The sequence below is a fragment of the Ferriphaselus sp. R-1 genome (assembly GCF_000746095.1).
GTDB lineage: Bacteria > Pseudomonadota > Gammaproteobacteria > Burkholderiales > Gallionellaceae > Ferriphaselus.
In genome coordinates this window covers 125,726-148,447 of record NZ_JQKP01000004.1, presented here as the reverse complement: position 1 = coordinate 148,447, position 22,722 = coordinate 125,726, and the positions used below count along the sequence as shown (strand labels likewise).

The 22,722-nt window shown below is 61.4% G+C and carries 18 protein-coding genes; 13 read left to right on the top strand and 5 right to left on the bottom strand.

Going from position 1 to position 22,722, the window contains the following annotated elements; translation table 11 throughout:
• Positions 1-12: 12 nt before the first annotated feature.
• Complete coding sequence (gene bamC, locus DM08_RS06140; RefSeq protein WP_081908793.1) at positions 13-1,158, top strand: outer membrane protein assembly factor BamC; 1,146 nt, start codon at positions 13-15, stop codon at positions 1,156-1,158.
• A 3-nt stretch (positions 1,159-1,161) separates the two neighbouring features.
• Positions 1,162-1,929 (top strand): MBL fold metallo-hydrolase, encoded by a 768-nt coding sequence (locus DM08_RS06135; protein WP_035383756.1) that lies wholly within the window; start codon positions 1,162-1,164, stop codon positions 1,927-1,929.
• 66 nt (positions 1,930-1,995) lie between these two features.
• Here DM08_RS06135 and DM08_RS12525 read toward each other — a convergent pair whose 3' ends face one another.
• Both DM08_RS12525 and dapC read right to left on the bottom strand, forming a co-directional pair.
• On the bottom strand, positions 1,996-2,184 hold the full coding sequence (locus DM08_RS12525) for a hypothetical protein (RefSeq protein WP_081908792.1): 189 nt from the start codon (positions 2,182-2,184) through the stop codon (positions 1,996-1,998).
• Positions 2,185-2,379: 195 nt separating this feature from the next.
• Complete coding sequence (gene dapC / locus DM08_RS06125) at positions 2,380-3,573, bottom strand: succinyldiaminopimelate transaminase (RefSeq protein ID WP_035383754.1); 1,194 nt, start codon at positions 3,571-3,573, stop codon at positions 2,380-2,382.
• Positions 3,574-3,725: 152 nt separating this feature from the next.
• Between dapC and DM08_RS06120 the strand changes: the two genes are divergently transcribed.
• The 4 genes from DM08_RS06120 to DM08_RS06105 all read left to right on the top strand — a co-directional run bounded on the left by DM08_RS06120 (position 3,726) and on the right by DM08_RS06105 (position 7,024).
• Entirely contained in the window at positions 3,726-4,604 is an 879-nt protein-coding gene (locus DM08_RS06120) for a DMT family transporter (protein ID WP_237560235.1), read from the top strand.
• A gap of 91 nt (positions 4,605-4,695) precedes the next feature.
• Complete coding sequence (locus DM08_RS06115; protein ID WP_035383753.1) at positions 4,696-5,310, top strand: HD-GYP domain-containing protein; 615 nt, start codon at positions 4,696-4,698, stop codon at positions 5,308-5,310.
• Positions 5,311-5,319: 9 nt separating this feature from the next.
• Positions 5,320-6,654 carry a carbohydrate porin gene (locus tag DM08_RS06110; protein ID WP_051937829.1) on the top strand — a complete coding sequence of 445 codons (1,335 nt, stop codon included), beginning with the start codon at positions 5,320-5,322 and terminating at the stop codon, positions 6,652-6,654.
• A 1-nt stretch (position 6,655) separates the two neighbouring features.
• Positions 6,656-7,024 carry a cupin domain-containing protein gene (locus tag DM08_RS06105; RefSeq protein ID WP_035383752.1) on the top strand — a complete coding sequence of 123 codons (369 nt, stop codon included), beginning with the start codon at positions 6,656-6,658 and terminating at the stop codon, positions 7,022-7,024.
• Here the strand turns inward: DM08_RS06105 and DM08_RS06100 are convergent.
• Entirely contained in the window at positions 7,008-7,982 is a 975-nt protein-coding gene (locus tag DM08_RS06100; protein WP_035383751.1) for a diguanylate cyclase domain-containing protein, read from the bottom strand. The genes DM08_RS06105 and DM08_RS06100 overlap by 17 nt on opposite strands.
• Before the next feature lie 155 nt (positions 7,983-8,137).
• On the opposite strand from DM08_RS06100, the gene purT reads away from it, so the two are divergent.
• On the top strand, positions 8,138-9,346 hold the full coding sequence (purT, locus tag DM08_RS06095; RefSeq protein ID WP_035383750.1) for a formate-dependent phosphoribosylglycinamide formyltransferase: 1,209 nt from the start codon (positions 8,138-8,140) through the stop codon (positions 9,344-9,346).
• Here the strand turns inward: purT and DM08_RS06090 are convergent.
• Complete coding sequence (locus DM08_RS06090) at positions 9,343-11,745, bottom strand: bifunctional diguanylate cyclase/phosphodiesterase (RefSeq protein WP_035383749.1); 2,403 nt, start codon at positions 11,743-11,745, stop codon at positions 9,343-9,345. The genes purT and DM08_RS06090 overlap by 4 nt on opposite strands.
• A 176-nt stretch (positions 11,746-11,921) precedes the next feature.
• Here DM08_RS06090 and DM08_RS06085 point away from each other — a divergent pair, with 176 nt between their 5' ends.
• From DM08_RS06085 to DM08_RS06075, 3 genes are all read left to right on the top strand, one after another.
• A complete protein-coding gene (locus DM08_RS06085; protein WP_343282980.1) occupies positions 11,922-12,977 on the top strand; it encodes an RNA methyltransferase in 1,056 nt (351 codons plus the stop codon).
• A gap of 87 nt (positions 12,978-13,064) precedes the next feature.
• Positions 13,065-13,925 (top strand): archaetidylserine decarboxylase, encoded by an 861-nt coding sequence (asd, locus tag DM08_RS06080; protein WP_035383748.1) that lies wholly within the window; start codon positions 13,065-13,067, stop codon positions 13,923-13,925.
• A gap of 72 nt (positions 13,926-13,997) precedes the next feature.
• The gene (locus DM08_RS06075; protein ID WP_035383747.1) at positions 13,998-14,996 is read left to right on the top strand and encodes an esterase/lipase family protein; all 999 of its coding nucleotides are present in this window, start codon (positions 13,998-14,000) and stop codon (positions 14,994-14,996) included.
• 114 nt (positions 14,997-15,110) lie between these two features.
• Here the strand turns inward: DM08_RS06075 and clpB are convergent, their stop codons facing one another.
• Positions 15,111-17,696, bottom strand: coding sequence for an ATP-dependent chaperone ClpB (gene clpB, locus DM08_RS06070; protein ID WP_035383746.1), 2,586 nt, complete (start codon positions 17,694-17,696; stop codon positions 15,111-15,113).
• Positions 17,697-17,849: 153 nt separating this feature from the next.
• Between clpB and glgB the strand changes: the two genes are divergently transcribed.
• From glgB to pgi, 3 genes are all read left to right on the top strand, one after another.
• Positions 17,850-20,030 (top strand): 1,4-alpha-glucan branching protein GlgB, encoded by a 2,181-nt coding sequence (gene glgB, locus DM08_RS06065; protein ID WP_035383745.1) that lies wholly within the window; start codon positions 17,850-17,852, stop codon positions 20,028-20,030.
• Between the two features lie 52 nt (positions 20,031-20,082).
• Entirely contained in the window at positions 20,083-20,445 is a 363-nt protein-coding gene (locus DM08_RS06060) for a DUF2934 domain-containing protein (RefSeq protein WP_051937827.1), read from the top strand.
• A gap of 94 nt (positions 20,446-20,539) precedes the next feature.
• On the top strand, positions 20,540-22,180 hold the full coding sequence (pgi, locus tag DM08_RS06055; protein WP_035383744.1) for a glucose-6-phosphate isomerase: 1,641 nt from the start codon (positions 20,540-20,542) through the stop codon (positions 22,178-22,180).
• The last annotated feature ends 542 nt before the right edge of the window (positions 22,181-22,722 follow it).

The window sequence follows — 22,722 nt, the reverse complement described above, 5'->3', positions numbered from 1 at the left end:
TCAGGGAATAACATGAAACATATGAACAAGGCTGCGCTGGCGGCGACATTGCTGGCTTTGGCTGGGTGCAGCATGCTCGGGTTCGAGAACAAGCGAGTGGACTACAAGGCACAGGCGCAACGCACACCGTCCCTCGAAGTCCCGCCCGATCTGACCGTACCCAATACCGAAGGACGCTACACCATCCCGGGCAGCGAAGGCGAGACGGTCGCTCGTTACTCCGACTACGCCCATGGCACGGCTGAGCCGGCCGCCGCCCCGCAAGCGGTGGCGGGTGGTCCATCTTCCGCGCCAGCCCAGACGGTGGCCGTCAAGGCAACCACTCCGGCACCCGAGAGCAAAGCCAGGTTAGAACGGGATGGAGCTCGGCGCTGGTTGGTGGTGAACGACTCCGCCGAGTCGATCTGGCCACAGCTCACTGCTTTTTGGAGCGACAAGGGCATCAAGCTGGTGGCCGACGATGTGCGCGCCGGGCTGATGGAGACAGAGTGGCATGAGACACGTGCCAAGATCGAGGAAGGTGGCATACGTGGCATCTTCGGCAAGCTGGCTGATGGCATGCATTCCACCGGCAACCGCGACATGTTCCGCATCCGTGTGGAGCGTACCCAGGCCGGTGCAGCCAGCGAGGTGTACGTTTCCCACTATGGCAAGGAAGAGGTGATGGATGCCAGTGGCAGTACGTTCAAGTGGCAGAACCGCCCCAGCGATGTCGAGCTGGAAGCGGCCACTTTGCAGCAATTGCTGGCCAGTCTGAACGCCGCCTCGGCACGCTCGAATCCGGTCGGTTCGGCGGGGCAGGCAGAGAATGTACCGGCGGCATCGACCAGGATGGTCGAGCAGGCGGACGGCATGCGCACGATCGAGTTGAGTGATGCGTTCGACAAGGGTTGGGAGCGCGTGGGGCAGGCGCTGGAGCTGCTCAAGCTGAGTGTCGAGGACAAGAACCGGGCGGACGGGATGTATTTCATCAATACTACCAAGCCGGAAATGCGCAACCTGCTGCCCATTCTGGGGGGCGGCAGCAAGCCGGAGATCCTGCACGTCAGCGTGCGTGGTTCAGGCAAGGTCACGATAGTCACGGTGACTTCCGATGAAGGCACTCAAAGCAGGGCGGCTGACAGGCTGTTCGACAAGCTCTATCTGCAATTGAAATAGACGATGCGTTTTGCCTTGCTTGGCAGCGGAAGCGAAGGCAATGCATTGGTGGTTGGTGCTGGCCAGACCTGCGTGTTGATGGATTGCGGGTTTGGCCTGCGCGAGACCGAGCGGCGGCTGGCGCGTCTGGGGCTGAGTCCTGGCCAGATCAGTGGCATCGTGGTCACGCATGAGCACGGCGACCATATCTCCGGCGTGGCCAAACTGGCCAAAGCCCACAAACTTCCGGTGTGGCTGACCCACGGTACCCTGCGTCAGCAGGAGTCGGCATTCGCCAGCGATGTCGTCGTTACCGAGATTTCACCGGATTCGCCGTTCTCCATCGGCGATGTCCACGTGCTCCCTTACCCGGTGCCGCATGACTCGGCTGAGCCGGTCCAGTTCGTCTTTGGCGATGGTGCCCGCAGGCTGGCGGTCCTGACGGACGCCGGCCATGTCACGCCCCATATCCGCTCCGTGCTGACGGGGTGTGATGCGCTGGTGCTGGAGTGCAACCACGATACGACCATGCTGGAGCTGGGTAACTATCCACTCACGCTCAAGCGACGTGTCGGTGGCCACTATGGCCATTTGAACAATCAGCAGGCAGCCGCTTTGCTGGCCGCGATGGACTGCGGGAGACTGCAGCATCTGGTGGCTGCGCATTTGAGCCAACGCAACAACACGCCGGAGTTGGCGGTGCAGGCATTGAGTACGGTGTTGGGGTGTTCTGGAGAGTGGGTCGGCGTGGCTACGCAGACCGGCGGGGTGGACTGGCGCGAACTGGCCTGATCCTGTTCCCTGAAAACGACGAAGCCGACTTGCGTCGGCTTCGTCATCAGTGCCTGAGTAACTTGATTACTTGGCAGCAGGAGCTTCAGCAGCAGGAGCGGAAGCAGCTTCAGCAGCAGGAGCGGCTTCAGCAGGAGCGGAAGCAGCAGGAGCTTCAGCAGCAGGAGCCGGAGCAGCAGGAGCTTCAGCAGCCTTTTCGCCACAAGCGGTCAGAGCCAGAGCCAACAGGGCAGCAATCAGAGCGGACAGTTTCATTTCTTTTCCTTCACGTTAAGTTGACAAAAACCGGGGTAAATCAGTTCGTCCATGATCGAGCTTGAACGAAAGACGGCGCATTCTATCAATTCCCGCGAAAATATCCAGTCATCGATGCAAATTTACAACATTCTTTTGAATGATTTCGTAACCCCATCATTGCTGTGGATTATTTGGTTGCGCCGGGCCGGTGGCTCATGCAGCAAGCATGGCGGTGAATCTTGCGATACGCTGAGCAGCCTCTATGGTCTCTTCCACCCCGGCGACCAGTGCAAAGCGGACGAAATCCTGGCCTGGATTGATGCCGCGCGCTTCGCGGGCGAGGTAGCTGCCGGGCAAGACGGTGACATTCTGTGTGCGCAACAGCTCCTGAGCGTAGCGCGTATCGCTGATGGGCGTGCGCAGCCAGAGGTAGAAGCCGGCGTCCGGCAGCGCGACTGGAAGCACCGGCTGGAGGATTTCCAGCACGCGGGCGAACTTCTCGGCGTACAGGCGACGGTTCTCGGCGACATGGTCTTCGTCGTTCCAGGCGGCGATGCTGGCAGCCTGCACGGCCGGGTTCATGGCACAGCCGTGGTAGGTGCGGTACAGGGTGAACTTGGCGATCACGGCGGCATCGCCCGCCACGAAGCCGGAGCGCAGGCCGGGCACATTGGAGCGCTTGGACAGGCTGGAGAACACCACCAGGTTTTTATAGTCGTCGCGATCCAGTTGGCGCGCGGCTTGCAGGGCGCCCAGCGGCGCTTGGTCAAAGTAGATCTCCGAATAGCATTCGTCGGCGGCGATGATGAAGCCGTAGCGGTCACTCAGGTCGAACAGCTCGCGCCACTCGTCCAGCGCCATCACGTGGCCGTTGGGATTGCCCGGCGAGCAGACGTAGATGAGCTGGGTGCGCTGCCAGACATCTTCCGGCAGTTGCGCGTAGTCCATGCGGAAACCGTCTTCCGGCAGGGTGTTGATGAACTCCGGCGTGGCTCCAGCCAGGAGCGCCGCGCCTTCGTAGATCTGGTAGAAGGGGTTGGGGCTGACCACCACCGGGTTCGGGCGGCTGCGGTCGACCACCGCTTGGGCGAAGGCGAACAACGCCTCGCGGCTACCGTTCACTGGCAACACCTGGGTCTTGGCATCCGGTGCGGGAATGGCGTAGCGGCGCGCGATCCAGGCCGAGATCCCGCCGCGCAGGGCATCGCTCCCGGCGGTTGTGGGATAATTCGCTAGCCCGTCCAGCCCCGCCACCAGCGCGTCCTTGATGAACTGCGGGGTGGCGTGCTTGGGTTCGCCGATGGACAGGCTGATGGGTTTCAGCGCCGGGTTCGGCGGGATGTCGCGGAACAGCGCGGCGAGTTTCTGGAACGGGTACGGATGCAGGTGGTTCAGGTCGGGATTCATGTGGCTATCGGCGGGTCATTTCCGTGCGTGTCGGGCGTAGCGCAGCAGAGTCGAACGGTGGATGTGTACACTACGACGACTGCGCTGAAGCGCTCGCGTTTGGCGCGAACAGTGGTTTTGGATTCAGGTGCGCGATTATAAAGGTGCGGCGAGTGGCTTCAAAACAAAATGTGGTGGCGGCGACCAGCCTGTTGACGGCGGCGCTGGTGTGGGGGCTGATCTGGTATCCGTATCGCGTGCTGGGTGCGGCTGGCATGTCCGGTATGGCGGCGATCGTGGTTAGCTACACGCTGGCACTGGGCTTGGGGATGGCGCTGAGTGGGCCGCTGTGGCGCGAGTGTGGCAAGGCCGGCTGGATCGGCCTGCTGCTGCCGCTGAGCGCGGGCTGGGCCAATCTGGGTTACGTGTTGGGAACGCTGGATGGCGCGGTGATGCGCGTGCTGCTGCTGTTCTACCTCGCGCCTCTGTGGACGGTCGGTTTGTCACGGCTGCTGCTGGGAGAGCGGCTCGACCGCTATGGCTATGCCGTCGCGGCGCTGTCGCTGACAGGCGCCTTCATCATGCTGTGGGAGCCGCGACTCGGCTGGCCGTGGCCGCAGAGTCTGGCGGAATGGTTCGGGTTGAGCGCAGGTTTCAGCTTCGCTCTGTCCAACGTGCTGGTGCGGCGGGCCGAGCACTTGAGCGTCAACTACAAGTCGGCCAGCGTGTGGCTGGGCACGGCGATACTCACGCTGGGGGCGATGTTGTTTATGGGGCGGGCGGGGGAGCTGGTCGAACTGCCGATCAGCCAGCTCTGGCTGCTGGGCATGCTGGGTGTAGTGTTGTGTGCCACCAGCTTCATCGTCCAATTCGGCCTGACCCACCTGCCCGCGAACCGTTCCATCGTGCTGTTCCTCTCCGAGCTGGTGTTCGCCGCCATCGCGGCTTATTTCCTGGCCGGGGAAGCGATGGGTGCGCGCGAGCTCTGTGGCGCGGTGCTGATCGTCTCGGCCAGCCTGATGTCGGGGAAGATACAGGGCGAGGGTCGGTAGCGGACGTATAATGCGCGCCGGGCGAAGGGCGGTCGACGGAATGGCTGTTTTTTAGCGAGTAGAGCGTAGCGAGCAGAAAGTGGGGGAGAAAATGGACTGTTGCGATCCGATTTATAACGCCTTGCACGACTATACCAGGGCGCTATCTGTGGCTTTGGGGTATCGCGATTGGCAGACGCGGCTGCACTCGGAGCGGGTGCGAGCACTGTCCAAGGAGATAGGGCTCGCCTGTGGCCTGACGAGCGCCGAGCTGAGCATCCTGAAGATAGCCGCCTCGTTCCACGATATTGGCAAGATCGGGGTGCCCGACCATATCTTGATGAAGCCGACCGAGCTGGATGCCGACGAGTGGGCCTGCATGAAGCAGCACCCGGTGATCGGGGCGAAGATCATGGCATCCATCGAGATCGAGGGGGCGCAGCAGGCTGCGCAAGCGATCCTGCACCATCATGAATCCTTCGACGGTCAGGGTTATCCCCATGGCATTGCCGGAGAGGACATACCGATATGCGCTCGAATCATTGCCGTCGCCGACAGCTACGATGCGATTTCGGTCAGACGCTCCTACCATGATCGTCGCCCCCATCCGGAAGTCATGGAGATCCTGCGGATGGAAGCGCAGGACCGGACGAAGCACGATCCGGAAGTCATGAAGTGCTTCATCCGGGTGATCGAATCCGGTCGCTTTGACCTTGGCGAGGCGTGAGGCAGGGCGATGATGGGACGATTTTTCGCGTTCTGGTTCGCATGCGGTCTGCTCCAGCCCTGGGCGGGGGCAGAGGAGCTGATTCCTGCTGCTGAAGATTGGAATGCACATGCGCAATCTACGTACATCTGGCAGCACAAGCCCGCGTTGACCGCGCCTTACAGCGGCCCGTTCAGCTTGTCATCGGGTGCGGAGAATACCTACTCGTTCAGTCTGACGGGGGCCTTTGGCAAACGCTTGTGGCAGGGCGGCGAGTTCTATTTCGACCCGGAAGTGGCTCAGGGCGTGCCGCTCTCCAACCTCACTGGCATGGCCGGCTTTTATAACGGCGAGATCACCCGTGCCAGTGGTGCCAATCCCATCCTCTATCGGGTGCGGATGTTCATGCGCCAGACCTGGGGGATGGGCGGTGAAGGACAGAGCGTCAGTTCTGGCATGAATCAACTGGCGGGCATGCAGGATGCCGAGCGATTGGTGTTGACGGCGGGATTCTTTCCGCCACTGGACATCTTCGATGCTAACCGTTACGCCCATGATCCGCGTACCCAGTTCCTGAGCTGGTGCAACATGGCGCATTGCGCTTTCGATTACGCCGCCGATGCGCGAGGCAATACTTGGGGTGCGGCGCTGGAATATTACCGGGGCGATTGGGTGTGGCGTGCCGGGCAGTTCATGCAGCCCTTGTTGGCCAATCAGTTGGCGTTGGACTGGAGGTATTTCAGTCACCATGGCCAGAACCTTGAACTCGAACACGCTCATCAGCTTGCCGGTCAGCCGGGCAAACTACGCCTGTTGCTGATGCGCAACACCGCGCTGATGGGCAGTTATGCCGATGCCTTGGCGAACCCGGCGACGATGACGGCAGCCAGTGCGGCAGGCGTACCCGCTACCGGCATGGTGCGTCGTGAAGGGGTGAAGTATGGGGTCGGCCTGAATCTTGAGCAGGCGGTCACCCCGGATTTTGGCGTGTTCGCGCGCACCTTCTGGCAGGACGGGCGTTTTGAGACCTATGCGTTCACCGAAGCGCATCGCTCGTTCGCGTTGGGAGCATCGATGCAAGGGGCGAAGTGGGGGCGGGGATCCGATACTGTGGGGGTGGCGCTGATGCGCAACGCGCTTTCCGGCATCTATCGTCAGTATCTTGCCGCTGGCGGACTGGGGTATTTCATCGGTGATGGTCGCCTGAACTATGCGGATGAGCAGATCGCCGAAGCTTATTACAGCCTTCAGGTGCTGAAGGACACTTGGCTGACGGCGGACTACCAGTTCATGCGCAACCCTGCTTACAACGCCGATCGTGGCCCGGTCTCCTTCGCGGGTGTGCGGCTGCATTGGGAACGCTGACATGGTTGCGCTTCGACCGATAGACGGTTCCCGCACCGATGTCGTGCCGACCCATGATCGCCCCAGGCCGGAGCGGCTGGTCAAGGGCGATCCCTTGCGGACGACCTGGGAGTTTTATGCACCGCCCGGAGGCGGTATCTCTTGCGGTATCTGGGCGTGCGAGGTGGGCGCGTGGCGCATCGCCTTCGACGAGCATAGCGACGAATATTTCCACGTTCTGGCCGGGCGCATCCGGATCACCGATGCCGGGGGATGTGCCCGCGAGTTCGGTCCTGGCGATGCCTGTGTGATTCCGGCGGGGTTCGCGGGCGTGTTCGAGGTCGTCGAGCCGGTGCAGAAGCACTACGTGATGATCAAGCGGCAGGGCTGACTTGCCGGGCGACCGGGGTCTGGTTCAGTTCGGCCCGGTTGCGACCGTTCTCCTTGGCCTGATAGAGCTTCGCATCGGCGGAGCGGAACAGGTTGCTGATCTGGGCTTCGGCGACCGTCGTCCGACAGCCGCCGATGGAGGCGGTCACTATCCCCCAGTCGGCATTCTTTTCATGGGCGATGTTCAACTCGCGAATGGTCTTGATGATCGCGTGCGCCAATCGCTCGCACACTCCCTCCGAAGCGGCAGGTACGACCACGGCGAACTCCTCACCGCCATACCTGGCCGCGAAACAGCCTTGAGTCAGTGACTGCGCATTCGCCGCATCGACCACCCGTGCGATCGCCTGGGCGACCTGTTTGAGGCAGTCATCACCGGCCTGATGCCCGTAGTGGTCGTTGTATTTCTTGAAATTGTCGATGTCCAGCATGAGGATGGCGAAGGGGTGTCCGCCACGCTGTGCGTTTTCCCAGGCGAGATCGGTCTGTGCGTCCATGTGACGGCGGTTGAATAACCCGGTCAGCCCGTCCCGGCTGGCTTGCTCGTACAGTTTCTGGTTGGCTACGGACAGGCGTTGGCGCAGCGCCGCGATGCGCGTCATGGCTTTCATCTTGGCGCTCAATACCGGCTCGGTGATGGATTTCGAGAGGAAGTCGTCCGCACCTGCTTCGATGGCGGTGACCAGATTGTCGGGCGAATCCGAGGCGGTCAGGAAGATGATGGGGGTCCACGCCCATTGTTGCGAAGTCTCGTAGGCGCGGATCCGGCTGGTGGCCTCGAAGCCGTTCATCACCGGCATCTCGATGTCCATCAGGATCAGGTCGGGGACATCCTGTTTGAAACATTCGATGGCCACTTTGCCGTTTTCGGCGACCAGGACTTCGTAGCCGAAACTGTTGAGTCGGGCGGTCAGGACCACGGCAAGGGCACGGGTATCTTCAACTAGCAGAATCTTCATGGCGGTGGTCGTCCGGAATGGTGACGAAGTGCTATCGATTACGGCGCAGCGCCCGATTTCTTGAGCCGGAAGCGTTGGTCGGCAACGATAGGGGCGCGTGGTCGTGTGCGGGCTGTGTATAATTTTCCCCATTCTAAGCTCTCGTCTCAAACGTTATGAAACCTGCTTCCCTGGGCACACCGCTATCTCCTTCCGCCACCAAAGTCATGCTGCTGGGCAGCGGCGAACTGGGTAAGGAAGTGCTCATCGCCCTGCAACGGCTGGGTGTAGAGACCATCGCGGTGGACCGCTACCCCAACGCGCCGGGGCATCAGGTGGCGCATCGCGCGCACGTCATCAACATGGCGGACGGTGCAGCTTTGCGTGCGTTGATCGAGCAGGAAAAGCCGGACTTGGTCGTACCCGAAATCGAAGCCATTGCCACCGACATGCTGGTGGCGATCGAGGCTGAAGGGCTGGCGCGCGTCATTCCCACCGCTCGCGCGGCGCAACTCACCATGAACCGCGAAGGCATCCGCCGCCTGGCTGCCGAGACGTTGGGGCTGCCGACCTCGCCGTACCGGTTCGCCAGCAGTCTGGAGGAGTTGCGCGCCGCCATCGAGACCATCGGCTATCCCTGCATCATCAAGCCGGTGATGTCCTCGTCCGGCAAAGGCCAGTCGAAAGTGGATGGCGCGGACGCGGTGTCCGCCGCTTGGGAATACGCCGCCAGCGGCTCGCGCGTGGATCAGGGGCGCGTCATCGTCGAAGGTTTCATCGATTTCGACTACGAGATCACGCTGCTCACCGTGCGGGCACTCGGTGCCGCTGGCCGCATCGAGACGCATTTCTGCGAACCCATAGGCCATGTGCAGGTGAGCGGCGATTACGTGGAGAGCTGGCAGCCGCAGGCGATGGCGGCGCTGGCGCTGGAGCGCGCCCGCGACATCGCCAGGAAGGTCACTGACGATCTCGGCGGCCTCGGCCTGTTCGGCGTGGAACTGTTCGTCAAGGGCGATCAGGTCTGGTTCTCCGAGGTCAGCCCGCGCCCGCACGACACCGGCATGGTCACCATGTGCAGCCAGCGGCTGAACGAGTTCGAACTGCATGCCCGCGCCATCCTCGGCTTGCCGGTCGACACCTGCCTGCGTGCGCCGGGTGCCTCCGCCGTGATCTACGGCCAGCTGGACGAGGTCGGCATCGTCTACACCGGCGTGGATGAGGCGCTGCGCATCCCGGAGACCGAGCTGCGACTGTTCGGCAAACCCGAGTCGTTCAGCAAGCGGCGCATGGGCGTCGCCCTGGCAAATGGCCGCGACACCGACGAAGCCAGAGCACGGGCCAAACTCGCCGCCGGCAAGGTGATGCCGGTGTCGGGTGGTTAGGCTGTACTCTTTCCATCCCCAATCGCTTGCTCGAACTCGTCCAGAGGTACCGGTTTGCCGAACCGGTATCCCTGATAATGCAGGCATCCCATGCTGCCGAGGATTTGTTCCTGTTTTTCGGTCTCCACCCCTTCAGCGATCACTTCAAGGTTCAGACTTTGGGCCATGGCAATGATGGTTTGAACGATCGCCCGGTCATTGCCATCGAACTCAATGTCGCTAACGAAAGACTGGTCGATCTTGAGTTGATGTAAGGGCAGTTTCTTCAGGTATTGCAATGATGAGTAGCCCGTGCCGAAGTCGTCCAGGTCGAACCGTATCCCTTGTGCGCCCAGCTCGTGCATTTTTGCAGCGGTTAACTCCATATTCTCCAGCAGTACACTTTCGGTAAGCTCCAGTCGGAGTAGGCGCGGATCGATGCCATGACGTTGTACGATGGTTATGATGTTTGTCACAAAACTCGGGTGATGCATTTGTCTGGCGCTCACATTCACCGAGAGCGTGAGGTGGCGCGTGGCTTCATGGTTCTGCCATGATTTGATCTGTGCGCAAGCGGAGCCTAACATCCAGTCGCCTATCGACTGGATCAGGCCGGTCTGCTCTGCCAGCGGAATGTATGCATCCGGAAACACGATGCCATGTTGGGGGTGCCGCCAACGGATCAGGGCCTCAGCGCCCTGCACGCGATGTGTGTGATCGACCTGGGGTTGAAAGTACAGCTCGAACTGCCGTTGTTCGATCGCTGTTTGCAGCTCGATCTCCAGCGTTGCTCTTGCGTTCAGCTCATTCTGCATTGCCGGGTCGAAAAAGCACACGGTGTTGCGTCCTCCTCGTTTCGCCTGATACATCGCGATATCCGCTTGCTTTAACAGTTCATCGATGTCGCACTGGCTGATGCCAAACAGCGTGACACCGATGCTGGGTGTGCTCTGGTAGGGGTGCGAGTTCAGTTGGTAACGTTGATTCAGTAGGGCGAGTATCTTGTCGGCGATGGCCTTGGTCTGTGCTGCGGCATCAAGCGTGTTCGCATTCAAGTCTGTCAACATCACAACGAACTCATCCCCGCCCAGCCTGGCGACGGTATCGTTTTCACGAACGCAGGTCGTCAATCTTTCAGCGACCTTTTGCAGTAGCAGATCGCCCATGTCGTGGCCCAGGGTGTCGTTCAGCGTCTTGAAGTTGTCCAGGTCGATAAACAACAAGGCTCCCGATTTGCTGCTGCGTTCGCACGAGGCCAGAGCTTGGCGAATGCGATCCAGCAACAGGCGGCGATTGGGCAGGTGGGTGAGTTGATCGTAGAGTGCCAAGCGCTCTATTTGCGCCTCCGTGGCTTTGTGTGGCCGGATATCTTCCACCATGGCGGTGATGAATTTCACCTCGCCGTTTTCCTTGCGGATACAGCGCACGACCAGATTGGTGGGGATGACCTCGCCCGTTCGGCTGATGAAGCGTTTTTCCAGGCTGTAACCATCGATCTCGCCGGACACCACCCTGTTGAACTGATCGAGATCGGCGCTCAGGTCAGCCGGGTAGGTCAACTCTACCCAAGTCATCGACCTCAATTCCTGCTCGGAATATCCCAGTAGCTCGCACAGATAGTGGTTGATGCTGATCCACCCCTTGTCGGGCGAGGTGATCGTCAGACCGACCAGATCACATTCGTAAAATGAGCGTAGTTGCTCATCGTGTTGCTCGATGCTGTCGAGCATGAAGTTGAACTGCCGACCCAGTTGAGAGGCTTCGTCTTCGCCATACAGGTAGACGCGGGCCTGATGGTTCCCGGCTTTTACAGCATCGGCAACCTCGTGGATGATGCGCAGACGTCGGGTCAAGAATCGGCTGGCCAACACGGCAATCAGCACACCAAGAGCGGTACCCAGCACGGCCAGCAGGAATCCGGAAATCAGTATTCTCTGAACCTTTTGAGCTAGATGACTTTTATCCAGCGTGGCATACACCCAGCCCACTTTCTGGCCAGACATGATTAACGGGGAGGTTATCTCACGGACTTCGGGATGTTGGGATATGGCTGAGGTGCCCGCCTCCAAGGGGAATCCCGGTAAGTGCAGCCCAATCCTGGAGTGATCGGTGTGCGCCAGAATTTGTCCGTCGACATCCAGAATGGCGACTTGACGCAAGTCAGGGTAGCCGTTCAGGGCATCCACCAGCACCTGCAGGTCAGTGATCTCCCCGGATGCGAGCACGGTCACGGAAGCCGCTGTCAGCATGTTGGTGAACGTGACTTCCTGTTCGTGGTGGTCAACGACCTCTGCCGCCCGCAGGTGTAAGGTGGTGACGTAGATGAAAGTCGTCATCGTCAGAGCGATCACCAGCACCATGCCGAGGATCAACTGCTTACGCAATGAGCCGGCCAGAAAACTGACCAGTTTCGTAGCCACGGCACTCTCCTTAATGGGATACAACATGCTGCATTCGGGGTTGTCTTCACCGGCTCTTATTATGTGACTGTTATCGTCAACTTTAGTAAAAAGCTTAGAGGCGAGAGTGGATATTTGATTGGGCCATGGGGTGAGTTAGAATCCGGGCCCTGTTTCACCAGCATTTCGTACTTGCCTTGACTTCCGAACTTTCCCCGTTGTTGCGCATCGCGCTGTTGCGGTCACGCCTGCAAGCCTTGGGCTGCAAACCCTGCCATGAGGATAGGCTGCTGCGCGGCTGGAGTCAGGTCGCTTCGTATGATCGCAAGGGCAGTCCGGCCGCGAGCTTCTTCCCCGCTGCTTTGCGGGCGGAGTTGCCTGTGATCGAGGCGCAGCTGGCCGGGTTGGCGCGTTTGCACGGGGCCTTCCCGGCTGACCATGAGGTTGCCCGTTTGCTGGTGGAATTGAGCGATGGCCAGCTGGCGGAGAGCGTGCTGCTGCCGCGTGGCGGACTGTGCGTCTCGACGCAGGTGGGTTGTGCGGTCGGTTGCGTGTTCTGCATGAGCGGTCGCGCTGGGCTGATACGCCAACTCGGCAGTGCGGAGATCGTGGCCCAAGTGGCGCTGGCGCGACATCGCCGCAAGGTGGAAAAAGTCGTATTCATGGGCATGGGCGAGCCCGCACACAATCTGGACAACGTGCTCGAAGCGATAGCGGTGCTGGGTTTGCAGGGCGACATCGCGCACAAGAACCTGGTGCTGTCCACGGTGGGTGACGAGCGGGTGTTCGAGCGCTTGCCGCTGGAAAGCGTCAAGCCCGCCCTGGCGCTTTCCCTGCACACCACGGATGACACACTGCGCGCCCGACTGCTGCCCAACGCTCCGCGCATCCCGGTGGTGGAGTTGGTGGAACTGGCCGAGGCCTACGCCCGTGCCACGCGTTACCCGACGCAATACCAATGGACGCTGATCGAAGGCGTGAACGACAGCGACGCTGAGCTGGAGCGCATCGTCGAACTGCTCACCGGCAAGTACGCCATCATGAATTTCATCCCGTTCAACGAGGTAGACGGCCTCGATTTTCGCCGCCCCAGCGCTGAGCGCATGGCCTTCATGGTCGGCGCGCTGAAGCAGCGCGGCATCATCACCCAGCTACGTGACTCCGCTGGGCAGGAGGTCGAAGGCGCGTGCGGCCAACTGCGGGCGCGGGCAGAAGCACGGCCTAAATCTGCCATCCGGGTCGTCGCTGCATGACCCAGCTCATGGCAAGCCATGAATTGCACAGGTTTTTTCTCGCCATCGCCGCTATAATCCGCGCCTTTCGCGTCGCAGGAAATTCCCGTGTCTGATCGCCTGGCGGTTTTGCCGCAATACCTGATGCCCAAGCAGTTGCTCACCGTACTGGCGGGCAAGTTCGCCAATGCCCGGCTGGGCGGGCTGACCACGGCAGTGATCCGCCGCTTCGTGGCGCGTTACCGGGTCGATATGCAGGAAGCCGCCAACCCGGACATCGCCAGTTACGCCAGCTTCAACGAATTCTTCACCCGAGCCCTGTGCGCGGGCGCACGTCCGCAGGCCGAAGCCGCGTTCATCTGCCCGGTGGACGGCGCGATCAGCCAATTTGGCGGCATCGAGCGCGACAGCATCTTCCAGGCCAAGGGACACAGCTACACCACCACCGCGCTGGTCGGCGGCGATGCGGCGCTGGCCGCGCAATTCGACAACGGCAGCTTCGCCACCCTGTATCTCAGCCCGCGCGACTACCACCGCATCCACATGCCCTGCGCCGGACGCTTGCGCCGCATGATCCACGTGCCGGGCGAGCTGTTTTCGGTCAACCCCACCACCGCGCGCGGTGTGCCCGGACTGTTCGCCCGCAACGAGCGCGTGGTCTGCGTGTTTGACGGCGAGCGCGATGGCAAGACCTTCCAGTTTGTGCTGACCCTGGTCGGCGCCACCATCGTCGGCAGTATGGCTACCGTGTGGCATGGCGTGGTCAATCCGCCGCGCCCCGGCAGCGTGCGCGAATGGCGCTACGACGATCAGGATATTCGCCTGGAACAAGGCGCGGAGATGGGCCGCTTCCTGCTCGGCTCCACCGTGGTGATGCTGTTCCCGCAGGGTGTGCTGGAATTCAACCCGGTTTGGGCAGCCGCTGCGCCGGTACGTTTGGGCGAGGTGATGGGGAATGCGCCTGCCTGATCTTTTCGTGCGCCTGCCTGTGACCAAGGGTGAGAGCGGGTCGTCACGATCTCTACCCACGGGAGATGGCACTTGAGACCTGCCAAGGCATTATGTTTCGCTCTGGTTCTGCTGGGCGGATGCGCCCTGCGCGACAAGCCTGATGCGGCCTATTACCACATGGAGCAAGGCAAGCTGCCCCCCGCCGATGTCACGCTCAGCATCCCGGGTCTGGGGCCCTGTACCGACAATCCGGACCGCCGTCTGCAACTGAACTCAAGCCAGCCGGTCAATGTGCTCACGCATGGCTGCTTCGGTTCATCCGGACAGTTCCGGGGGTTGGCACAGGTGCTGGCCTTTCAAGGCCAGCAGACTGCCTGCTTTACCTACGACGACCGGGATGGCCTGGCCAAAAGCGCGACTGCCTTGCGCAACGCCGTGCACCAGCTCGCGGAGCAGACACGCATACCTCAGATCACCGTCATCGGACACAGCCAGGGGGCCTTGGTCGCCCGCAAGTCGCTCACTGAGCTTTCGGTGGTGCCATCCCAACGGCAGACCTCTCTGCGTCTGGTCACCATCTCCGGCCCGTTCAACGGTATCGGCTCTGCCGAGACCTGCGGCAAGCAGTGGCTGGGTTGGCTGACGGTCGGTCTCCTGCCGGTAAGCTGTTACATCGTCACCGGCGCGAAGTGGATGGACATCACTTCTGCGTCTGACTTCATCCGCAAACCGGGGGCGCTGGCTCCTGAGGTCGACGACTATTTGAAGATCGACACCGACGAGCGCAACACCTGCCGGCGGGAGCAGGATGGGCGCTGTCTTGAGAGCGACGATGTGTTTTCGCTCGACGAGCAGCGCAATGCGGTGATCGAGAGTTTTCCCCGCTCGCGGCGAGTCGAAGTGCGTGCGGGCCATGTCGAGATCGTCGGCGACAAGCGCAAGGCACCGCTCAAACTCATCACCACGCTACAGGAGCAGGGCGTGTTGTCGCGCACGGCACCAGACCGCATCGCCGCGTTCAGACAGATGCTGGCGCGCGTATACCAAGATGAGTCCTTGTCGCCTGTTGCCGCGACCTCAGGGCGATAAGCGGGGCGAGCTCCTTACCTGAAAGGTGCCGTGGCTGCCGGTCGATCGGCAGCCACGGCATGGAGGGGCCTGCGAGCAGACGGGGCTCGCCAGCCTTAGCTCTGCTCCCGCAGGTCATCCTCGGTCGAAGCGCATCACTCCAGCTTTGCAGTCGACGCGGATCGTATCCTTGGCCATGAATCGCCCTTCCAGGATGGCACGGGCCAGCGGGTTCTCGATCTGCGCCTGGATGGCGCGCTTGAGCGGACGTGCGCCGAACACCGGGTCAAAGCCTGCGTTGGCGACTTCGCTTAGCGCGGCATCCGAGACTTCCAGCTTCATCTCCATCGCGGCCAGGCGTTTCTCCAGGCCTTGCATCTGGATGCGGGCGATGGACTGGATGTTCTTCTCGTCCAGCGCGTGGAACACCACCACCTCGTCGATGCGGTTGATGAACTCGGGGCGGAAGTAGTTCTTCACCTCGCCCATCACCGCCAGTTTCACCACCTGGTAATCGTCGCCTTCCATCTGCTGGATCATCTGGCTGCCGAGGTTGGAGGTCATCACGATCACGGTGTTCTTGAAGTCCACGGTGCGGCCCTGGCCGTCGGTCATGCGGCCATCGTCCAGCACTTGCAACAGCACGTTGAACACGTCCGGGTGGGCTTTTTCCACCTCATCCAGCAGGATCACGCTGTACGGTTTGCGGCGCACGGCCTCGGTCAGATAGCCGCCTTCTTCATAGCCGACGTAGCCCGGCGGTGCGCCGATCAGCCGCGCGACGGAATGTTTCTCCATGAATTCGCTCATGTCGATGCGGATGATGTGCTCTTCCGAGTCGAACAGGAAAGTCGCCAGCGTCTTGCACAGCTCGGTCTTGCCCACGCCGGTAGGGCCGAGGAATAGGAAGGAGCCATACGGACGATTGGGGTCGCTCAAGCCGGAACGCGAACGGCGGATCGCATCGCTCACCAGCCGCACGGCCTCGTCCTGCCCCACCACGCGCTCGTGCAGCTTGTCTTCCATCTTGAGCAGCTTGTCGCGCTCGCCCTGCATCATCTTGGACACGGGAATGCCGGTGGCGCGGCTCACCACTTCGGCGATCTCTTCGCTGCCCACTTGCGTGCGCAGCAACCTGTTCTTGGAAGCACCACCTTCGGCCTCGCGCTGCGCGGCTTCCTTCAGCTTCTGTTCCAGTTGCGGCAGCTTGCCGTATTGCAGCTCGGCCACCTGTTCCAACTTGCCTTCGCGTTGCAGTTTGGCGATGTCTGCCTTTACGTGGTCGATCTCTTCCTTCACCGAAGCCGCACCTTGCGCCGCGCCTTTCTCGGCTTTCCAGATTTCTTCCAGGTCGGCGTATTCGCGGCTCAATCTGGCGATCTCGTCCTCGATCAGCCCCAGGCGCTTCTGCGAAGCCTCGTCTTTCTCCTTCTTCACCGCTTCGCGCTCGATCTTGAGTTGGATCAAGCGGCGGTCGAGTTTGTCCATCACCTCCGGCTTGGAGTCGATCTCCATCTTGATGCGCGCGGCGGCTTCGTCGATCAGGTCGATGGCCTTGTCCGGCAGGAAGCGGTCGGTGATGTAGCGATGGCTCAACTCGGCAGCGGCGACGATGGCCGGGTCGGTGATCTCCACGCCGTGGTGCAGCTCGTATTTCTCCTGCAAGCCGCGCAGGATGGCGATGGTCGCCTCGACCGAAGGTTCGTCCACCAGCACCTTCTGGAAGCGGCGCTCCAGCGCGGCATCCTTCTCGATGTATTTGCGATACTCGTCCAGCGTGGTCGCGCCGATGCAGTGCAGCTCGCCGCGCGCCAGCGCGGGCTTGAGCATGTTGCCCGCGTCCATCGCGCCCTCGGCCTTGCCCGCGCCGACCATGGTATGGATCTCGTCGATGAACACGATGTTGTTGCCCTCATCCTTGGCCAGCTCGTTGAGCACGGATTTCAGGCGCTCCTCGAATTCGCCGCGATACTTGGCTCCGGCCAGCAGGGCAGCCATGTCCAGCGACAACACGCGCTTGCCCTTGAGCGACTCCGGCACTTCGTCGTTGACGATGCGCTGCGCCAGGCCTTCCACAATCGCGGTCTTGCCCACACCCGGCTCGCCGATCAGCACCGGGTTGTTCTTGGTGCGGCGCTGCAACACTTGAATCGCGCGGCGAATCTCGTCGTCGCGGCCGATCACCGGGTCGAGCTTGCCGGAACGGGCGCGCTCGGTCAGGTCCAGAGTGAATTTCTTCAAGGCCTCGCGCTGGCCTTCGGCTTCCTGCGAGCCCACCGATTCACCGCCGCGCACGGCGTTGATGGCGGTTTCCAACGCCGGGCGCTGCACGCCGTGCTGCTTGTACAACCGGCCAGTCTCGCCCTTGTCGCCGGTCAAGGCCAGCAGGAACATCTCGGACGCGATGAACTGGTCGCCGCGCTTCTGCGCTTCCTTGTCGGTGAGGTTGAGCAGGTTGGCCAGATCACGCCCGACTTGCACCTCGCCGCCGGTACCTTCCACCTTGGGCAGACGGGCAACGGCATCGGTCAGCGCCGTCTTGAGCGCATGGACGTTGCCGCCCGCACGAGCCAGCAGCGAGCCCGCTCCGCTATCGGCATCGCCCAGCAGCGCCAGCAGCAGGTGCTGCGGTTCGATGAATTGGTTGTCCGCACCCACGGCCAAGCCTTGGGCATCGGACAGTGCTTGTTGCAGTTTGGTGGTGAATTTATCGAAACGCATGGCAGCTCCTCGTGGAAGTTTCATTGTCCGGCAAGATGGGGCGGCTGATGGCGATTTCAAGATGCTGCGCTTATAACCCCGCCTGCGTCCGGGAGATGCCCCAGTCTGGGCGGTTTCAGGTATAGTTCACCCGTCATCGACACCGTGCCCACCATGAAAAAGAATACGCGCTCTACGCCAGATCCACGGATTGAATCGCTGCTACGGGGGCAGTTGCACGACCCCTTCGGTTTTCTGGGGCTGCATGAAGTGCCCGACGGTTTTGTGCTGCGCTCCTTCCAGCCGTATGCGGACCAAGTCTGGCTGGAGACGGCAGAAGGTCGCGAGCCGCTGCAGCGGGTCCATCCCGACGGGCTGTTCGAGTGGCGCGGCAAGACGCAACCCAAACGCCCCTATCGTTTGCAGCTCGGTTCTGCAGAGGGCGAGCGCACCCTCTACGACGCTTACGCCTTCGCTCCGCAAATCTCCAGTTTCGACCTGCACCTGTTCAACGAAGGCCGTTTGTACCAAGGCTATCGCGTGCTGGGCTCGCACCCGGCGCAAGTCGATGGCGTAATCGGCGTGCGTTTTGCGGTCTGGGCACCGAATGCTGAGCGCGTCAGCGTGGTGGGCGAGTTCAATCGCTGGGACGGACGGGTGAACCCGATGGCCGTGCACGGTAGCAGCGGGGTGTGGGAACTGTTCATCCCCGAGCTGTCGCCGGGGGCGCTGTATCGCTACGAGATACGCAGCACCAGCGGCAATCTGCAGGTCAAGATCGACCCGTATGCGCATGAGTTCGAGGTGCGTCCGGGCAATGCCGCCCGCGCTGGCGCGAAGCTTTCGCATCGCTGGGGCGACGGCGCTTGGTTGCAACGGCGCGCGCAGCTGGATTGGCTGCATGCCCCGATGAACATCTACGAGATCCATGCCGGTTCGTGGAAGCGTCATCCGGACGGGCGTTTCTACAGCTACCGCGAGCTGGCCGACCAACTGGTCCCCTATGTCACCGACATGGGCTACACCCACATCGAGCTGTTGCCGGTCTCCGAACATCCGCTGGATGAGAGCTGGGGCTATCAGTGCACCGGCTATTTCGCGGCCAGCAGCCGCTTCGGCTCACCCGACGATCTGGCCTATTTCATCGACACCTGCCACCAGGCAAACATCGGCGTGTTGCTGGACTGGGTCCCGGCGCACTTCCCGCAGGACAGTTTCGCGCTGGCCCGTTACGACGGCACCGCGCTGTACGAACACGAAGACCCGCGCCTCGGCTTCCATCAAGATTGGGGTACGCACATCTTCAATTTCGGGCGCAACGAGGTGAAGAGTTTCCTGCTCTCCAGCGCGCACTATTGGCTGTCCGAGTTCCACTTCGATGGCCTGCGCGTGGATGCGGTCGCTTCCATGCTCTACCTGGACTACTCGCGCAAGCAGGGCGAGTGGATACCGAACAAGTACGGCGGGCGCGAGAACCTGGACGCGATGGCTTTCCTGCGCGAACTGAACATCATGGTGCACGACAGCTTCCCCGGCGCGCTGACGGTGGCGGAAGAATCCACCTCCTGGCCTGCGGTGTCGCGCCCCGTGTATCTGGGCGGGCTGGGCTTCTCGATGAAGTGGAACATGGGCTGGATGAACGACACCCTGAGCTTCATGGAACACGACCCCGTGCACCGCCGTTTCCATTTCAACCAGCTCACGTTCGGCCAGCTCTACGCCTATTCCGAGAACTTCGTGCTGCCGTTCTCGCACGACGAAGTGGTGCACGGCAAGTATTCGCTGCTGGGCAAGATGCCGGGCGATGCCTGGCAGAAGTTCGCCAACCTGCGCCTGTTGCTGGCCTACCAGATGACCAGCCCGGGCAAGAAGCTCAACTTCATGGGCAACGAGCTGGGGCAGGGCCACGAGTGGCGCTCTGGCTGGGAAGTGGACTGGTGGCAACTGGTGCAGCTCTATCATCAGGGCGTGCAGAACCTGTCGCGTGACCTGAACCGCCTGTACCGCGACCTGCCTGCCTTGCATGAGCTGGATTTCGAGCAGGACGGCTTTGCCTGGATCGACTGTCAGGATGCCGAGCGTTCGCTCATGTCGTTCCAGCGGCGCGGTCGCCACGGCGAGACCGTGGTGGTGGTGCTCAATTTCACGCCGGTGCCGCGACACGATTTCCGTCAGGGCTTGCCCTGCGGCGGCCAATGGCGCGAGATATTCAACAGTGATTCACAGTATTATGGCGGCGGTAACATCGGCAATGGCGGGGAGTTGCAGGCGGAGGCCATGCCATGGATGGGACAGGCCCACTCGGCCCCTATCCAGCTGCCGCCGTTGGCGTGTGTCATCTTGAAGTTGGTGTAGTTTTATTGGCGACCTTACAGGTACGCCCGGTTTGAATTGACAGGAGAACATCATGACGGACAAATCCAGTGACGCAGTGATCAAGAAACCGCGCGCCAGCAAGGCCAAGGCGGCGAGTGCAGAAACCACGGCGAAACCCGCTGCGGTAGCGGCTGCCGAGGCAGCACCGGCGAAGAAACCCCGTGCACCTCGGGCGAAAGCCGCCGAGGCGGGCGTGGACAAGCCTGCAGCCAAGCCACGCAAGGCGGCAGCGAAGAAAGTAGAGAAACAAAAAGTGACGCACCAACAGCGGCGCGAGATGGTGGCGATGGCCGCTTATTTCATCGCTGAGCGTCGCGGCTTCCTCACCGGATACGAGCACGACGATTGGCTGGCTGCCGAACGTGAGATCGATATCCACATCGAACTGATCTAGCTCAAGGTATAAAGTCGCCCGGAGCGGTGAGATCGGCTCCGCCCGGGTGTCTGTGGTTATTCAGCCGGCACTGCCCGAAACAACGAGAAATGACATGTCGAAACTGACCCAATCCCCTGCTTGGCAGGCCTTGCTTGCCCATCGATCGCAGATCAGCAACCAGACCATGCGCGAGATGTTCGCGGCAGATACGGGTCGCTTCGACAGATTCTCGCTCCAGCTCGATGGCCTGCTGTTCGACTATTCCAAGAACCGCCTCAGCGACGAGACGCTGAAGCTGCTGCTCGATCTGGCGCGCCAGTCAGGTGTGGGCGAGTGGACGGCGAAGATGCTGGGCGGCGACAAGATCAACACCAGCGAAAACCGTGCCGTGCTGCACACCGCCCTGCGCGCGCCGCTGGGTGCCGAGATTCTGGTGGACGGCAAGAACGTGGTGCCGGACGTGCACCGCGTGCTCGACGATCTGGCCCGCTTCACCGAAGCCGTGCGCGGCGGCGCGTGGCGCGGCCACACCGGCAAGCCGCTACGCCATATCGTCAACATCGGTATCGGCGGCTCGGCGCTGGGCCCGCTGATGGTGTGCGAGGCGCTCAAGCCTTACGGCCATCCCGAGATGCAGGCGCACTTCGTCTCCAACGTGGACGCTGCCGATCTGGTCGAAACGCTGAAAAAGGTCGATGCTGAAGCCACGCTGTTCATCGTCAGCTCCAAGACCTTCACCACCCAGGAAACGCTGACCAACGCCCGTTCGGCGCGCGCCTGGCTGGTCGAGCAACTGGGCAGTGAGGCGGCGGTGAGCAAACATTTCTGCGCGGTGTCCACCAACCTCAAGGCCACCGGCCAGTTCGGCATCGATCCGGCTAACGTGTTCGAGTTCTGGGATTGGGTCGGTGGCCGCTACTCGCTGTGGTCGGCCATCGGCCTGCCCATCGCGCTGTATGTCGGCATGGACAACTTCCGCCAGTTGCTGGCAGGCGCGCGGGCGATGGACGAACACTTCCGCGACGCGTCCTTCGAGCGCAACATGCCCGTCATCCTCGGCATGCTGGGCGTGTGGTACGGCAACTTCCACGGCTGCGGCGCCTACGCCGTGCTGCCCTACGACCAATCCCTGCACCGCCTGCCCGCCTACCTCCAGCAGCTTGAGATGGAAAGTAACGGCAAATGCGTGGACCGTCAGGGCCAGCCGGTGGATTACGACACCCACTTCACCGTCTGGGGCGAGCCCGGCACCAACGGCCAGCACTCGTTCTACCAGCTCATCCACCAGGGCACCCGCATCGTCCCCGCCGACTTCATGGCCCCCATCCGCAGCCATCACCCGCTGGGCGAACATCACGCCATGCTGCTGTCCAACTGCCTGGCCCAGACCGAAGCCCTGATGCTGGGCAAGACCGAGGTCGAAGCCCGCGCCGAACTGGAAGCCCAAGGCATGAGCGGCGAAGCGCTGGAAACCCTGCTGCCCTTCAAACTCTTCCCCGGCAACCGTCCCACCAACACCTTCCTCTACGACCTGCTCGACCCCTACACGCTAGGCATGCTGATCGCCCTGTACGAGCACAAAATCTATGTCCAGAGCGTAGTGTGGAACATCAACGCCTTCGACCAATGGGGCGTGGAATACGGCAAGCAACTCGCCGGAAAGCTCCTGCCGGAGCTGCAAGGCAAGGTTGAACTTTCCGCGCACGATGCTTCGACGACGAATTTATTGAAGAGGTGTTTGGCGGGGCGGTAGTAGCAGGGTGCGCTTGCGCACCAACTCGCACGGATCGCGCCAACCGCAAAACATGTAGAAATGCCGAATTGCCACCTCATGAAACGACTTTCACCGTCTCCGCACTTTTGAGGCCGGAAAATACGGGGAGGAGATATGTAAGTGATTGGAAGTTTGATTCTTCACGCAACGCTTGCGCAGTAAACGGCATCCCAACTTTTCAACGCCGTCTAAATTACGTTACGTCCCTTAGAAAGACTGCTACGGCTATGAGGAAGAAAATCCAATACGTCATTTCGCTGATAGCCGATCTGCTTCAGATTGTGAGCTTCTTCGGGGTAACCCCTGCAACGGTTGTAACAGTTGTTTGCGCGGCAATCGGCTGGATGTCTAAAATCCCCGCGTATTACCTTGCTTCTGGGTCGATCGTAGTCTTTGTTTCTGTACTGTATCTCTCACGAGAGTTCATCGTTCGCGTCGGGACCATTCCACTGAATGATGGAGCACGTGTTGCATATGAGGAACTTAGGGGCACATTGTGGGGAGCAGCAGCCGAACGCCTT